The organism is Helicobacter aurati (genome assembly GCF_003364265.1).
In the GTDB taxonomy this organism is placed as follows: Bacteria; Campylobacterota; Campylobacteria; order Campylobacterales; family Helicobacteraceae; genus Helicobacter_A; species Helicobacter_A aurati.
Window position 1 is genome coordinate 158915 of record NZ_NXLW01000001.1, and the last position, 15855, is coordinate 174769.

Annotated in this window: 12 protein-coding genes; 6 read left to right on the forward strand and 6 right to left on the reverse strand. The window is 35.4% G+C overall.

Annotation, left to right across the window (positions count from 1 at the left end; translation table 11 throughout):
- The first annotated feature begins 267 nt into the window (after positions 1 to 267).
- Positions 268 to 1215, forward strand: a complete 948-nt coding sequence (locus CQA66_RS00675; RefSeq protein ID WP_104762564.1) for an aspartate carbamoyltransferase catalytic subunit — start codon at positions 268 to 270, stop codon at positions 1213 to 1215.
- 61 nt (positions 1216 to 1276) lie between these two features.
- Positions 1277 to 1936 (forward strand): ABC transporter ATP-binding protein, encoded by a 660-nt coding sequence (locus CQA66_RS00680; RefSeq protein ID WP_104762565.1) that lies wholly within the window; start codon positions 1277 to 1279, stop codon positions 1934 to 1936.
- 119 nt (positions 1937 to 2055) lie between these two features.
- On the opposite strand, the gene acs is transcribed toward CQA66_RS00680, so the two are convergent.
- Complete coding sequence (acs, locus tag CQA66_RS00685) at positions 2056 to 4047, reverse strand: acetate--CoA ligase (protein ID WP_104762566.1); 1992 nt, start codon at positions 4045 to 4047, stop codon at positions 2056 to 2058.
- 308 nt (positions 4048 to 4355) lie between these two features.
- Between acs and CQA66_RS00690 the strand changes: the two genes are divergently transcribed.
- Entirely contained in the window at positions 4356 to 5048 is a 693-nt protein-coding gene (locus CQA66_RS00690; protein WP_104762567.1) for a tetratricopeptide repeat protein, read from the forward strand.
- Positions 5049 to 5415: 367 nt separating this feature from the next.
- On the opposite strand, the gene CQA66_RS00695 is transcribed toward CQA66_RS00690, so the two are convergent.
- Entirely contained in the window at positions 5416 to 6456 is a 1041-nt protein-coding gene (locus tag CQA66_RS00695; RefSeq protein WP_104762568.1) for a hypothetical protein, read from the reverse strand.
- A 168-nt stretch (positions 6457 to 6624) separates the two neighbouring features.
- On the opposite strand from CQA66_RS00695, the gene fliW reads away from it, so the two are divergent.
- Positions 6625 to 7359 (forward strand): flagellar assembly protein FliW, encoded by a 735-nt coding sequence (fliW, locus tag CQA66_RS00700; protein ID WP_104762569.1) that lies wholly within the window; start codon positions 6625 to 6627, stop codon positions 7357 to 7359.
- Positions 7360 to 7523: 164 nt separating this feature from the next.
- Positions 7524 to 9998, forward strand: a complete 2475-nt coding sequence (gyrA, locus tag CQA66_RS00705) for a DNA gyrase subunit A (RefSeq protein WP_104762570.1) — start codon at positions 7524 to 7526, stop codon at positions 9996 to 9998.
- A 403-nt stretch (positions 9999 to 10401) separates the two neighbouring features.
- Here the strand turns inward: gyrA and queA are convergent, their stop codons facing one another.
- On the reverse strand, positions 10402 to 11562 hold the full coding sequence (queA, locus tag CQA66_RS00710; RefSeq protein ID WP_104762571.1) for a tRNA preQ1(34) S-adenosylmethionine ribosyltransferase-isomerase QueA: 1161 nt from the start codon (positions 11560 to 11562) through the stop codon (positions 10402 to 10404).
- 115 nt (positions 11563 to 11677) lie between these two features.
- A complete protein-coding gene (locus CQA66_RS00715; protein ID WP_104762572.1) occupies positions 11678 to 12955 on the reverse strand; it encodes a 3-isopropylmalate dehydratase large subunit in 1278 nt (425 codons plus the stop codon).
- A 179-nt stretch (positions 12956 to 13134) separates the two neighbouring features.
- Between CQA66_RS00715 and CQA66_RS00720 the strand changes: the two genes are divergently transcribed.
- Positions 13135 to 14379 carry a CapA family protein gene (locus CQA66_RS00720; protein ID WP_233707681.1) on the forward strand — a complete coding sequence of 415 codons (1245 nt, stop codon included), beginning with the start codon at positions 13135 to 13137 and terminating at the stop codon, positions 14377 to 14379.
- On the opposite strand, the gene CQA66_RS00725 is transcribed toward CQA66_RS00720, so the two are convergent.
- Positions 14369 to 15427, reverse strand: coding sequence for a glycosyltransferase family 9 protein (locus CQA66_RS00725; protein WP_104762573.1), 1059 nt, complete (start codon positions 15425 to 15427; stop codon positions 14369 to 14371). The two genes, CQA66_RS00720 and CQA66_RS00725, sit on opposite strands and share 11 nt — an antisense overlap.
- Positions 15428 to 15672: 245 nt before the next feature.
- Entirely contained in the window at positions 15673 to 15816 is a 144-nt protein-coding gene (locus CQA66_RS09205) for a hypothetical protein (protein ID WP_158657000.1), read from the reverse strand.
- Positions 15817 to 15855 lie beyond the last annotated feature (39 nt).

A 15855-nucleotide genomic window follows, 5' to 3' on the forward strand; every position in this document is an offset into this window, starting at 1 on the left:
AAGAGTTTGTGGAGATATTTTTACGTGTTTTATTTCAGAAAAATACGAAGAACAACCATAGAAAAAACTCAACAAAAATGTGATAAATACAATTACCCCGAATAATCTCAACATAACGCGTAAGACACAATACATCACTTAACTCGCAAACAAGATATGAATAAATTTTAGCAAATTTGATACAATAATAGGTTGAGGAAAAAGACAGTGTTATTAACAATTCACTGATTTTAAGAAGTTTATTTGACACTGATTAAGGACACAAACATGCGCATTAGGCATTTAATACGAACCACTGACTTACAACTTGATGAAATCGAAAAAATTTTTCGGCATGCGGATTCACTCTGTGTAAATACAACTCCACCAAATAAAACCCTGCAAAACAAACGTTTTATTACAATTTTCTTTGAAAATTCTACACGCACGTTAAGCAGCTTTGAGATTGCTATCAAAAACTTAGGGGGAGAAGTAATAAGGTTGGATATTGCAAAAAGCTCCACTACAAAAGGAGAAAGCATAGCTGATACTGCCGCTACACTTAATGCAATGCAACCACATGGAATCATCACTAGACACAACAGCGCAGGAGCTTCAAATTTTTTAGCAAAATTTACTTCATGCCCTATTATCAATGGAGGAGACGGCGCGCATGCACATCCCACTCAAGCTCTTTTAGACCTCTATACAATAAGACAACACTTCTGGCAAAAACAGCAATCTGGAATCACACATGACAATATGCGCCGCACTACAATCCCAGACACACTGGACATTATCAGAAACAAACGAATTGCTATTGTGGGAGACATAAAAAATTCACGTGTTGCTAACAGCAATATTGAATTACTTTCACGTCTAGGAGTCGACATAACGCTTGTATCTCCACCGCATTTCCTCTACAAAACAAGATTTAAAACTTCCTATAACTTACATGAAATAATTGACCAAATTGACATTATCATGGCATTACGAACGCAAACAGAACGTCATAATAATCAAATCTATGGTAGCCTTAAAGATTATGCAAATAGATTCTGTATTACCAAAGAATTGCTAGGCAATAGAGATATTATCGTCTTGCATCCAGGACCTGTACATCGCAATATTGACATAGACGATGAGACATTAAGCGATCCACGTTGCAAAATATTACAACAGGTTGGTAATGGGGTAAAGATACGTATGGCTGTCATGGAATTTCTTTGCGCATAGCAATAAAAATCTTTTTGCTTGATTACAAACCAAAACATAGTTACGGACTAAAAGGAAATTTATGCAAGCTTACAATTATCTGCTTGAAGTCAATAATCTTTCTCATAAATTTGATACATTATTATATAGTGAAGTGCATTTTCAGCTCTACCCACAAGAAAGTCTTGCTATCTTAGGGACAAGCGGTAGTGGCAAAAGCACTATTCTTAATCATCTCTCAACACTTTTACCGCCTCAACACGGCTCTATATCATTGGCACAATATCATGATATTTACCAACTCAAAGAAAAAGATTTGCTTTTCTTACGACAAAAAATTCTTGGTATTATTTTTCAGTCGCATTATCTGTTTCGTGGATTCAATGTATTGGAAAATTTACGTATTGCAGAACTCATCTCCAATCTACAATACAACGAAAAACTCTTAGAGCATTTTGGTATAGCCAATACTCTCAAACAACAAATTGGACAATTAAGTGGGGGACAACAACAACGATTAAGTATTGCAAGGATTCTGACTAAGCAACCACGTATTGTGTTAGCAGATGAACCAACGGGGAATCTTGATAAAGACACAGCCATGAATATTATGAAGTATCTTTTTGAATACATTCAAACACAAAATGCCACTTTAGTTTTAGCAACGCATGATAACAGCCTAGCAGAAAATTGTACGAAAATTATGTTGTTAGAAAACAAGAAACTTAGAATCTTAAAATAACGTTGTAGCTACCCTATAATTGATTCTTATAATAATTTCACGCAAAATAATAGGTAATTATCTATCTGATTTATCAATAATTGCATAGTTTGCATAAGAATCGCACTCACTTCGTCAAATTAATTAGCATTTTTTGCAATTTTTATAATTTGCTCCACAACATTAGGGTCTTCTAATGTGCTTATATCCTGTGTTACTTGTTCGTCTCTTGCAATTGATTTCAAGACTCTGCGCATAATTTTACCACTGCGCGTTTTGGGTAACCCGGGGACAAAAAGAGCCGCACCAAGTTTTGCAATATTCCCGATGTCCTTGCTAAGTATGCTATTAATTTCTTTCATAATTTCAAGCTCTTCTGCAGTACTATCAGAGACTCCATCGTGCAAAACAATATAAGCAAATAGACTTTCTCCCGTAATAGGATCGAGCCTACTAACACAAGCACTTTCGGCAACACTTGGATGTTTTGCAATAGCAGATTCTATCTCTGCAGTACCAATTCTATGCCCGCTTACATTCACAACATCATCTGTACGACCAGTAATAGTAATGTAACCTTTAGAATCTACAATGGCACCGTCTCCAGAAAAATATACGGGTTTTCCATTTCTTTTCACTTGCGAAAAGTAACTTTCCTCATATCGTTTAGAATCTCCCCAGATTCCACGAATCATAGAAGGCCAGGGCTTTGTAATACAGAGCAAACCTTGTTCTCCCGCTTTTACAGAAGTCCCATCTTCGTGTAAAACTTCAGCAATAATCCCGGGTAAAGGCAAAGTGGCACAACCCGGTTGAATAGGCGTAGCACCTGGCAATGGGGTAATCATATTCCCGCCTGTCTCGGTCTGCCACCAAGTATCTACAATCGGGCATCTACTCCCACCAATTTCTTCATAAAACCATTTCCATGCAGTCGGATTAATGGGCTCGCCCACAGTGCCCAAAACTTTAAGTGAGCTTAAATCATAGTTTTTTGGTTCATGTTCCGCATGAGAATGCAGCATGCGAATAGCAGTTGGGGAAGTATAGAATTTATCTATCTTATATTCTTCTATCATTTGCCACCAACGACCATAATTGGGATAAGCAAGCGTTCCCTCATAAATCACCGTAGTAGCACCACACGCTAAAGGACCATAAATTAAATAAGTATGCCCTGTAATCCAACCTACATCTGCCGTACACCAATAATTATCTGAATCTTTAATATCAAAAACCCATTCCATAGTGAGTTGAGCATGTAAAATATATCCTGCTGTGCTGTGTTGCACTCCTTTTGGTTTGCCTGTGCTGCCGCTTGTATAAAGAAGGAACAAAGTGTCTTCAGAATCCATTAATTCTGGCTCAAAAATACTGCTCTCATGTACGACCATCTCATTATAAGAATAATCTCTGCCTCGCACATATTCTATGTCTTCATTGTTTCTTGTTACGATAAGCACCTTTTTCACACTTGGACAAGCATTATTCTCTAAAGCTTTATCTACAGCTGGTTTCAACATATAAGGTTTACCTTTCCTGAATGCGCCATCGGCAGTAATGACCAATTTTGCCTCCGCATCTTGGATTCTATCCCTTAAAGCCTCTGGGCTAAAACCACCAAAAACCACGCTATGAATAGCCCCCACTCTAGCGCAGGCAAGCATAACAATAGCAACTTCTGGAATCATTGGCATATAGAGCACAACCCTATCGCCTTTCTTAATATCAAAATGGTTTTTTAAGAGATTGGCAGTCTTATTAACTTCAGCATGTAATTTACGATAGGTAATTACCTTATAATCTCCCATTTCACCTTCAAAAATAATAGCCACTTTATTTTTTTTATCTTTCAAATGTCTATCAATACATTGATAAGAAACATTAAGCTTGCCCCCCTCAAACCACTTATAAAAAGGAACATTATCCTCATTGAGAACGCGTTTAAAAGGTTCAAACCAATGAATTTTTTGTTTGGCTAAATCGCCCCAAAATTTCTCATAGTCATGATTCGCCTCATAACATAAATCTTCGTATTCACACATATTTTTAATACGTGCAGATTTAGCAAAATCACGATTAGGCTTAAAAGTCTTCTGCGAAAACTCTTTATCGTTATCTATATTTTTCATTAATATTGCTCCTTCAAACAATTTCTAAACTATTAAATTCTTACTAATATAATATGAATTATAAAAGATTATGTGAATTATCAATTTAATGAAGAAAAAAATAAAAGTCCTGTTACTTTTTTTACATGCAGACTTTGTAATAACACCTATATTACTCTTGTGCCATAAGCGATATTGCAAAAAACGTCATTGTGTCAATATGCAAACTCTACCCGCATTAGTGTTCTATTGAATCTCAAAAAATCGTTTAAAAATATTGTAAAATATAGTAACTTAATTTTCATACTTAAATATTTTTAGGTGAGACTATGAAAATACTTGCAATTCTCGTATGTATCTTTATTCAAATAGCCTTAACAAAAACACATGAAAAATATCACATCAGAATCAATAAAGAAAATTCAATACCTCAAGATTTCTGGGAAATAAGCCTAGAAGAATGTCTCGCAAAAAAAGTCAAATCCTGCGAAATCATCATAAAAGACGGATTAAAAACATTGCAAGAATGCTCACCTAAGAAACAATGCTCTCTGATTGGTGAAATATATTTCTACGCAAGTTCCACCGAAATTTCAAAACCTTTCTTTGAAAAAGCCTGTGAGAATAAAGATATGCAAGGTTGCTACTATATTGGAATCTATTACGAAAAACAAAAAGATTATCAAGAGGCGAAAGCTTTTTATCAAAAAGCATGCAATAAACACAATATTAATAGCTGCTTTAAAATGGGTTGGCTATATCATCACGGCAAGGGAGTGAGACAGGACTACGAAATAACTAATAATTTTTATAAAAAAGCCTGTAAACACCGACAACCAGAAGCATGCTATCAATTAGGATTACTGCATGAAAGTGGAGAAGGATTATTGCATGATATGTCTTTGGCAAAGGAATTTTATGGTAAGGCTTGCGACTTAGGTTATCAACAAGGATGCGATAAATACAGAGAACTTAACCAATCTGGTATTCCATCTCTCTATCAGAAAAAAAATGTTTTTTAACCCTATTGAATATTTAATATGTTGGAATATTAATATCAAGATTCAATCAACATTTCAATATTTACTATTCTTTAGTATCTAATATTCAATATTCCTCCCTCGATGCTTTTACTTTTTTGCTTTATCTTAAAATGCACAAACCTAATAATGCTTAATAATGCACGAATCTAAGCTAAGGAATCATGAAATAAAACTAAGAATACCTTAAGAACATTTCATTCTAAAGGATATTTAACTTTAAGTACTCTCAAATCTCCCCACAAGATTCCAAGCTGATTTTAATTCCAGAGCTCCCAAAATTCCAATCAATAAATCAATAATAGAGAATCTAACTTCCTATTCATTCATAGCTTTTTAACAAGCTTTCTTACCGCTTATGCAATACTCCACTTTCAATGCGATAATTATTCAACCATGCTCCAAGTAACTCATCGTTAGTCCCTTGTTGCAACTCTTTAATAGCCCTAAGCAAAGTAAATCCCGTTTTATATCTATTTGTAAAAGAAAAAATAAGTGTTTTAACACGAGAATCTGGTATCAATAACATAGAATCTTTTATATTCTTCAACAATTTAAGCAATGAGTCTTTTGTTCTTTTATTCAGATTGTCATTTGCATAAACACTGCCAATAGCAAATCCATACAACCGTCCAACAATCATGCTATCAAAATATTGATAAAAATCGCGACATTCTTCACTGCCTAAACGGTTGGTATTCGCTTTATTGCAAAGATTAGTGTAGTCAAATGTAAGCGAAACATCAAGCTTGTGCATCGTCAAACCAGTTTCTTGCAAGAAACTCAAAATAATAGGCACTGCAAAGCTGTCTCTATCGTCTATTAAATCCGCAAAATGTCCTCGAAGTGTCGTTAAGAGCTTTTTAGTCAGAGTTGTTTTCTTGCCATCAATAGTATCTGTTGTGCTAGTGTGCAATCGAAATTTGAGTGCATAGTTAAGGTTATTATTCATAATTTGACATGAGAGATAATCATGCACTATGTTTTTGTTGGTTTTAAGGCTAGTTACTTCTTGACATTCAAACGATTGAGGAAAAAACAATTCTGTTGTTTTATCATCAGACTCATCAGAAGAAAAAGCAAACTTGCCGTTTACATGCTCAATAATGCGGCTATCCAGATAATTCACAGTGTAACGTAAATCACGTAGCATAAGACCGTCTGCAATGTCCTCAAGACTATATGATGGTGTTGTGCAAATTGCAGAACGATTGTCGCCTTCACATTCAAGTTGCGCGCTGTTTGTTAATGTGTTTTCAATGGTGTAACGAATATAGTCCTCCGCTTTACCTTTAGCATAACTCATTGAAAAGCCCATACTCAACACAATAAATACCCCTACCAACTTATTCCTAAACGACAATAAGCTGTATTTTTTATTATTCACCATAATATTCCTTACTATTAAAATACTAAATTCCAAATGGAAATTATTATACTCAAATCTTTAATTAATAAACAACAAAACAAACTCCAATTAATAGAATCTACATAACAATTTTTTTCTAAAAGGCACATATTTTGCTTGCTCTTAAGAATTTATCGCAACGGATATACCATGAAAACTCTATATTCTCTTAAATCAAATATTAATAACGGTCATCGTATCATGCACCAAAACAATAAAGTAATTTTAGAAAAAGTAGATTCTGTATTTGCAAAACTTTTCTATTCAAATAGCCCTGATTTAGTGCTACATAAAGAATCAGATCTGAATCCACTTTCCTGTAATCAAACAACCCACACTATAAATTATAGCCACGATGAAGCAATTAAACAGCAGAATCAAAGCACAAATATTCAAAATCCCACTACAAATAAAAAGCTAGCCAATAACTTTGCCAAAGAAATCCCTCATACAGATAATTACACTGCAACAAACATTAACAATCCATTAAAGATTCTAGAATCCTTGGGGTTAAACTCTTCTTATGTCGCAGATACCACAAAGGCATCTCATCGTAATTTCATCATCACAGATATAGAATGCAATCACGCATCCAGCAAAACAATACAACAAGAAAACATGGAATTAATCCTTGTTAATCCCTACAAACTACGAGATTATTCTTTTACGATACCAGAATACATTACAATGATTCTCCACATTACAACCAAAAGTAAAATTCTAGTGTATTGCCCGCTTGATTTAAATAATCCTTTAGAATCTTCGGAAATTAATTATTTATTTCCTATTATTTTTAATACACAAACCAAATTAGCAGCACAAATCCCCCTCTCTATTATGGATTATCCAGAATTCACTAAACAAACATTGCGCCTTTACCTTTAACAAATACAACATTTCATTCAAAAACTTCTAAACTTAATTCCAAAGCAAAACAGCAGGATAATAATCCATAAGAGTTTGCAGAATCGTAATTTTACATTAACTCTCAAATCTTAAAAGGGAATTAAGGATTTATGAGATAAAATTCTGCTCTTTAAGGAGAGTGTATGGACCAGTTTGACAATACTATCATTAAACAAGTTCGCATTGATGATTCTATAAAAGAGAGTTACTTAGACTATTCCATGAGTGTTATTGTTGGCAGGGCATTGCCTCATGCAAGAGACGGCTTAAAGCCAGTACATAGACGAATTTTATATGCAATGAAACATAACTTGGGGCTTACCCATAACAAAAAATATATAAAAAGTGCCAATATCGTAGGCGAGGTTATGGGGAAATATCATCCACATGGAGATAGTGCTATCTATGATGCTCTTGTGCGCATGGCGCAAGATTTTTCTATGCGTTTAGAGCTTGTGGATGGACAGGGCAATTTCGGCTCTGTTGATGGCGATAAAGCCGCCGCATACAGATATACCGAAGCTCGTCCAACACTCGCTGCAGATATGATGCTTGCAGATATAGAAAAAGACACTGTAGATTTTATTCCTAATTATGACGGACAAAGACAAGAGCCTACGCTTTTGCCAACAAGAATACCCAATCTCCTGATTAACGGCTCCAACGGTATAGCCGTTGGTATGGCAACTTCCATTCCACCGCATCGAATCGATGAAATTATTGATGCTCTTATTTATCGCATTGATAATCCTGAATCGGAGATTCAGAATATCTTGCAGTTTGTTGATGGTCCAGATTTCCCTACAGGGGGTATCATTTATGGCAAGCAGGGTATTATAGAAGCTTACAAAACAGGACGTGGAAGAATTAGAATCCGTGCAAAAGTACATATCGAAAAAACAAAAACAAAAGACATAATCGTTATAGATGAAATCCCATATCAAGTCAATAAGGCGCGTCTCTTTGAACAAATCGATTCTCTTGCAAAAGAAAAAATTATAGAAGGAATCTCCGAAGTGCGCGATGAATCGGATAAAGATGGTATGCGCTTGGTTATTGAACTAAAAAAAGAAGCTATGAGTGAAATCGTACTAAACCATCTCTACAAATCAAGTGCTATGGAAACGACTTTTGGGATTATACTCCTTGCTATCGAGGGAAAAGAACCTAAAATTTTTACGCTTTTAGAACTTTTGGATGTTTTTATCTCACATCGCAAAACAATCGTTATACGACGCATTATTTTTGACTTAGAAAAAGCAAGGGCACGAGCACATATCCTAGAAGGCTATAAAATTGCACTTGAACACATTGAGGCGATTATCAAACTAATACGCGGGAGTGAAAGCCCTAGCATTGCCCAAAAGGAGCTCATTACACAATATAATTTATCTGAGATTCAAAGCAAAGCAATCCTTGAAATGCCGCTACAAAGATTAACTGGCTTGGAACGTGAGAAAATCGAAAAAGAATATCGCGAGCTTATGCAACTTATTATTGAGCTTGAATCCATTCTAAAGAGCGAAACAAAACTCAATAATATTATTAAAGAAGAATTACTCGAAATAAAGAAACAATTCACAAGTCCGCGCAGAACAGCCATAGAAGAAAATTATGATTCCATTGATATGGAAGACTTAATCCCCAATGAATCGGTTGTAGTCACCATAAGCCATAGAGGTTATGTAAAACGTGTTTTGCTAAAAACCTATGAAAAACAGAATCGTGGTGGCAAAGGTAAAATTAGTGGAAACACTCATGATGATGACTTCATACAATCTTTTTTCGTTGCAAACACTCATGATACTATTATGTTCATCACCAACAGAGGGCAGCTTTATTGGTTAAAAGTCTATAAAATCCCAGAGGCAGGGAGGACAGCTATCGGAAAGGCTATTGTCAATCTGATTGATTTGCAAGAAGGGGAGAAGATTATGACAACCATCACAACAAGCGATTTCAATGAAGATAAATCGCTTGTCTTTTTCACAAAAAACGGTATTGTCAAACGTACGAATCTTAGCGAATATAAAAATATACGCAATAATGGCGTACGAGCGATTAATCTCTTAGAAAATGATGAGCTCATAGGGGCGAATATTGTTGATTTCAATGTACGCGAGCTCTTTATTGCGACAAAAGAAGGACAATGTATTCGTTTCAGTGCTGATTCTATCCGCGATATTGGGAGGGCTGCCAAAGGTGTTACTGGTATTCGTTTTAAAATGCCAAATGATAGCGTGATTGCGGCAACAACAATTAAAAACGATGAAGACAAATTGCTTAGCATTAGCGAGCTAGGTATTGGTAAACAAACAATGGCTGGAAGTTACAGCATCGTCAATCGAGGAGGCAAAGGCGTAATAGCTATGCGACTTACCGATAAAACGGGGAAGCTTGTCAGCGTATTAAGCATTAATGATTCTAATCAAGATTTAATGGTGCTTACCTCGTCTGGCAAAATGATTCGCGTACCATTGGATTCTATTCGAAAGGCTGGGCGAAATACAAGCGGCGTAAAAATCGTCAGTTTAGGCAGTAAGGATAAAGTCGTCTTTGCAAGTATTTGCAACAAAGAAGAATCAGAACAAAGCGATACTGGTACAATTGAATCCTAGTCTCAATTGTTATAGTATCGCTCTAATATTCATCGCGCAAATCTCGAGTTGCACAATTAATGTAATTAAGATGTATAGGAATAGCTCTTTATTCCATCAATCCAACATGGCAATAATCCCTTATGTGCTATGTGTGCTCTAACTTAAATAATTATTCTGCCTCTAATATAACACTTTCTCAATAAAAGTCTAAAATATAAATCGCGCACGAAACAAAATTCATTTTGTATTTATGAAGTGAAGCTATCTATTCTCTGATTGCATTTCTTATAACCTCAACGTAAATAATAAAAAGCTTAACAAGTCCCGATGTACAATCCACCAAAATATCGCGAACGATTTATTTATCTTGGAATCTCAAGTAACGTTGTAATGCCACCAGTAGAACAATCGAGTTCAGAATCTACACAATCAGCATACCGTCCCCATAAGAATAGAATCTATATTCTTTTTGAATGGCTTCAGCGTAAATTCTTAACATTTCTTCTCTGCCAATCAAACTACTCACCAACAAGAGGAGACTAGATTGCGGCAAATGAAAATTTGTGAGTAAAGCCCTCACAACACGAGGACGATTAAAAGGATGCAAGAATAATGTATTTTCCCCTGACAACTGCCAATCGCTATATTTCATTGAATGCAAAACATTCTTATCCAATGAAAGTCCATTGAGATTAGCAAACCACTCCACACAACGAAGCGCAGTTGTGCCGACACATAAGATATTGTTATGCTGCATAATTTTTTGCGCGCTCTCTTGTGTGAGATTGCAATATTCACTGTGAATCTTGTGTTCCAAAATAGACGAAACCTGAAGCGGGGCAAATGTCCCAGCACCAACATGCAAAGTAACAAATGTATAATTGTAATGCTGCTGTAAAAATGTCAACATAGATTCTGAAAAATGCAAACTTGCGGTTGGCGCAGCAATAGAGCCATTTATATCCGCAAAGATACTTTGATAATCTTTATAATCCTGCCTTGTTACTTTTCGCTTGATATAAGGAGGGAGAGGAATTTTCCCATATCGCTGTAAAAATGCCATCACTTCAGAATCTTGCATAATGGTTTTATTCTGCAAATTAGTTAAAAACTCCCGAGAATCAACACGTAATGTGGTAACATGGGCAGGCATTTTATAGAACACTACTTCCCTATATCCATCATCGCATACCCGTGATAATTCTATGAGAGTTTGCAAATCGTTAGCAAGAAAGAGATTCTGAACACTCGCCCTACCCCTTATCTGTACTAAGTGTTTAGTATTTCCAAGCGATTTGTGATAAAGAAACTCTTTTGATGTGTTTTGCATTTGAATTGTAGATTGATTAGCGAGCTTAGACGCATAGAATCTTGCATGAATAACTTTCGTATTATTCAACACAATCAAATAATCACGTGGAACAAAATCAAACAAATATTCAAAATACGTATGCGTTATCTTTTGTGTATCCTTATGATAGACGAGAAGCCTAGCTGATTCCTTAGGATACACAGGCGTTGTTGCAATAAGATTCTTAGGAAGAGAAAAACAATAAGAACTCAACAACAAATCTTTATTCATGACCTCTTAATCTCTACGAATGACACAACCAAACAACAAACACACTTTATACGAACTATAATTTTGACCCACAAATATTCACTTTTATGAATCTCTAAAAGATTCCAAATAGCAATCATTTTCTTGGATCTGCAATTACCCCTTCAATGGCACTTTGAGCAACCACGGCGGCATTGGCTAGATAAACTTCCGAGCTTCTCGCACCCATTCTACCGACAAAATTTCGATTTGTGGTAGAAATGCACCTTTCATTATCCCCCAAAATTCCCATATATCCGCCAAGACAAGCTCCACAAGTCGGATTGCTCACAAGCGCGCCAGCATCTAAAATCGTCTGAATATAACCTGCTTCGTAGGCAAGTTTATAGATTCTTTGTGTACCCGGAGTTACAATTAGTCGCACACGCTTATCAATCTTTTTACCTTTTAGAATCTCGCTTGCAATTTTCAAATCGCTCAAACGTCCATTTGTGCAAGATCCGATAAATGCCTGTTGTATAGCGATTTTGTCTCTACTCGACTCTGAAATACTTTTCCCATTACTAGGAAGAAAAGGATAAGCAACCACAGGTTCAAGCGTATGTAAATCAATAATAATATGCTTGATATAATGGGCAAGCGCATCGCTATAATGGAAAATAGGCTCACTTCGCAATCCGTTATTGAGTGTTCGCATTTCTTCTAAAAATGCCTTTGTAATAGAATCTGCAGCAATAATGCCATTCTTTGCGCCAGCTTCAATTGCCATATTACAAAGTGAGAATCTATCGTCCATACTAAGAGATTCTATGCCTTCTCCACAAAATTCTAATGCCCTATACAAAGCACCATCTACACCTAAGATACGTATTACTTCGAGAATCAAATCTTTGCCGCTAACCATTTTTTGTAACTTACCAGTAAATTCAACTTTAATACTTTGGGGAACTTTAAACCAATTTTTCCCCGTAATCATTGCATACGCCAAGTCAGTACTTCCCATGCCTGTGCTAAATGCGCCAAGTGCACCATGAGTGCAAGTATGAGAATCTGCTCCGATGATAACATCACCGCTTACCACTAATCCCTTTTCAGGCATGAGCGCATGTTCGATTCCCATATCACGTTCATCAAAAAAGTATTGCAAATCATGCTTTAATGCAAAATCTCGACTAATACGCGCCTGATTGGCAGAAGCAATATCTTTAGCTGGAATAAAATGATCCATGACAATAGAAAAATTATTCGGTTTTGCAAGCTTCTTTGCGCCAACATTTTCAAATTCTCTAATAGAAATAGGGGTTGTAATATCATTTCCAATAACCATATCAATATCAGATTCTACAATTTCATCAGCATATACCTTACGTCCTATATGGTAGCTAAATATTTTTTCAGTGATAGTTTGGGGCATTTTATGTCCTTAATTTGGGTTTCACAAAGCAGAATGCTGTAATTGTAATATATTTATTTTAGTTCTTTGTTTTTTCTAATAAATATTTTGATTGAGTTAGTCAAGCCATATTAAAAGCTTAAAAACTATTTAACACAAACCGTGATACAATGATAACAATTATTTATTAAGGAATATATTTGCGCTACGCCATACTCCTTTGGTGTTGTGTTGTATGTATTGGTATAACGTTTCTGCCATTTATATGGGAAAATACCCACAAGCAGCAAGTAACAATCAATCAAATCGAGGCTTTGCCAACAGAATCCCATAGCACTATAACGCAACAAGAACCATTAAAACAATTAAGTCTCATTATGGGTGGCGATGCCTTGCTGCATACGCCAGTATATTTAGATGCTCAAAAGTCAGAGCCGATATTAGAAGATTCTAAAAAAGATTCTAGGCAAACCAATAAGCCTAAACTCACTTATGACTTCAGTAATATGCTGGCTCTATTAACGCCAATTATCCATGCGCACGATTTAGCATTCTATAATCAAGAAAGCTCATTAGGCGGCATTGAGCTTGGATTAAGTAGCTACCCGACATTTAATTCTCCGCAAGAGTTTGGGGATTCTATGTTGCAAGCAGGCTTTAATCTCATCTCATTAGCCAACAACCATACGCTTGATAAAGGCGAAAAGGGCGTACGTGCTTCATTGCAATATTGGAAAAAACAATCACAAGACAACCCCATCTTAACCGCTGGAAGCTATGAATCTTTTGAAGACAGAAACACCCCTAGAATCTTAGAAAGAAATGGGATTACCTATACCCTCCTCGCTTATACTTACGGCATAAATGGCATACCCATTCCGAAAGGCAAAGAACATCTCGTTAATGTATACACTAAAGAGATGCTGCGACAAGATATTGCTAGCATTCGCGAAAAAGTGGATTTATTGATTGTTTCTATGCATTGGGGCATAGAATATACCTTTACTCCCACACAAGAACAAAAAGAAATAGCCACTTTATTAGCAGAGTTAGGAGTAAATATTGTGATTGGCAATCATCCACATGTTATTCAACCTATTGAAAGCATAAACGATTGTTTGGTTATCTACTCATTAGGCAATATGCTTTCAGGACAACAAGGGCTTGAACGCAAAATTGGTATGTTGGTTAGCGTGCATATTGTGAAAAACAAAGCAGAAAATTCACATAGAGAATCTGCATTCGCGAAAAACATTACATTACAAGATATAAAAGTAGAACTCATTTATACTTATCACGACAAGAAAAAAAGAAACTTCAAAATTATCCCATTTAGCAAGTTAGACGAGATTACACTGCCCAAAGCTAACGAGATTAAAAATAAATATCTTAAGACTATAGGATTAGATAGACAAACGGACATTACAATAGGTATCAATCATTAATCTCATATTGTTTAATGGTGCGAATAGCCTTATTCTCAAGTAAAGATTCTAAATTCTGCAAAACTTGCTGAATAATACTATCAGAATGTTGCAAATCCAAAGTGTCTTTTGTTTTGTCTATAATTACATAACGTTTGTCGCGAGTTCCCCATTTAATTGTGTCTTTTTGAGAATAAAGTCCAAGTGTAGGAATGCCTAAATTAGAAGCAACATGGATAGTACCTGTGCTAGGAGAAATAACTAGACTCACACGTGAAAGAATTTCAACAAGATTAAGAACATCATCAGTATTTTGGAAAACAATCAATTCAGAATCCAAATCATTACCGAATTTTTGTACCTGCTTTATAAAGTCGTCATGCACTGCGGGATAAGTAATAACTAATACTTTGCAAGAAGCAATCTGCGAAATAGCATACATTAATTTCAACCAAGCTAGCAAAGGCAATGTATGTTGACTAGTAATCGCAAAGGGGTTTACAGCAATAAGGTAAGAACAGGTCTTGCTAGCAAAAGCTCGTTGCAAGAAAGAAGTAATGAATACTTTATGTTCTAGGCTGGTTTGTATTTTACATAAATCCAATAAGGACTGCATAGTCATACAGGCAAGCTGCTTATGAAATTCATAAACAAAAGGATTAATTTTTCTAACCAAGCTACACAATTTTTCTGCACCGCCCATTCTACGATATGTAGGCAATAACGACAAAGGAACGGTCTTACAATAACGAGAAAATAACGAAGAAAACTTGGTTCCAGTAATAACCTGCGTATCACACACAGCCAAATCCCTAATATAACCACTTTTTGGATTAGTCAAAAGAATATAGTTGCATCGATATTCTTTGATACGCAATGCGGATTCTTTAGTCAAGACATGAATATTTACCACCTCATCGACAAAAGAGCAATATTGCAATAAACGTTGCATGAGCGCATTACCGAAGACAATTAACTTACAGTTATAGAATCTCTTACATTCATACATAGCTTGAAAGCTCAATATATTATCGCCTAATCCATAATGATGGATAAAACCTACAACCATTCGTTTCTCCTTGAATATTTTGTCTCCCGACTCAATTTGCAAAAGCATAACATGAAAATCTCAAACATCAATTTTGCTTCTTTCAATCATCTTTAATCAATGGCGCAAGTCATTAATAGGTAATAAATAATAAAATTTATTACCTATTACCTAAAAAACAGCAAAATGTAAACTTTTTCTTTACATTTTTCTTGACAGATAACAACAAAATGTTTTATAATTTTCTTGCGTTTTTAAAACGTAGGTTATTTATTCTTAAGGTTACCCCTCCAATTCCTTAAAGATAAAAGCCTTTTTTCAAAATCTTTGCCTACCCCACATGTAAAGATTTTGTTACTCTCCACTCCTTTTATATGCTCCTTAGGTTTTTGGGAGCTTTTTATTTTCATTTTACTCCTTTGTTTTATTTAAGATTTAGTCTCTTTGAG

What these genes read in the sequence shown, in the direction of transcription:
- CQA66_RS09205 (WP_158657000.1), bottom strand. Translation starts at nt 15,816, where the DNA reads ATGAAAATAAAAAGCTCCCAAAAACCTAAGGAGCATATAAAAGGAGTG.
- gyrA (WP_104762570.1), top strand. Translation starts at nt 7,524, where the DNA reads ATGGACCAGTTTGACAATACTATCATTAAACAAGTTCGCATTGATGAT.
- CQA66_RS00675 (WP_104762564.1), top strand. Translation starts at nt 268, where the DNA reads ATGCGCATTAGGCATTTAATACGAACCACTGACTTACAACTTGATGAA.
- CQA66_RS00690 (WP_104762567.1), top strand. Translation starts at nt 4,356, where the DNA reads ATGAAAATACTTGCAATTCTCGTATGTATCTTTATTCAAATAGCCTTA.
- CQA66_RS00715 (WP_104762572.1), bottom strand. Translation starts at nt 12,955, where the DNA reads ATGCCCCAAACTATCACTGAAAAAATATTTAGCTACCATATAGGACGT.
- CQA66_RS00695 (WP_104762568.1), bottom strand. Translation starts at nt 6,456, where the DNA reads ATGGTGAATAATAAAAAATACAGCTTATTGTCGTTTAGGAATAAGTTG.
- acs (WP_104762566.1), bottom strand. Translation starts at nt 4,047, where the DNA reads ATGAAAAATATAGATAACGATAAAGAGTTTTCGCAGAAGACTTTTAAG.
- queA (WP_104762571.1), bottom strand. Translation starts at nt 11,562, where the DNA reads ATGAATAAAGATTTGTTGTTGAGTTCTTATTGTTTTTCTCTTCCTAAG.
- CQA66_RS00680 (WP_104762565.1), top strand. Translation starts at nt 1,277, where the DNA reads ATGCAAGCTTACAATTATCTGCTTGAAGTCAATAATCTTTCTCATAAA.
- CQA66_RS00725 (WP_104762573.1), bottom strand. Translation starts at nt 15,427, where the DNA reads ATGGTTGTAGGTTTTATCCATCATTATGGATTAGGCGATAATATATTG.
- fliW (WP_104762569.1), top strand. Translation starts at nt 6,625, where the DNA reads ATGAAAACTCTATATTCTCTTAAATCAAATATTAATAACGGTCATCGT.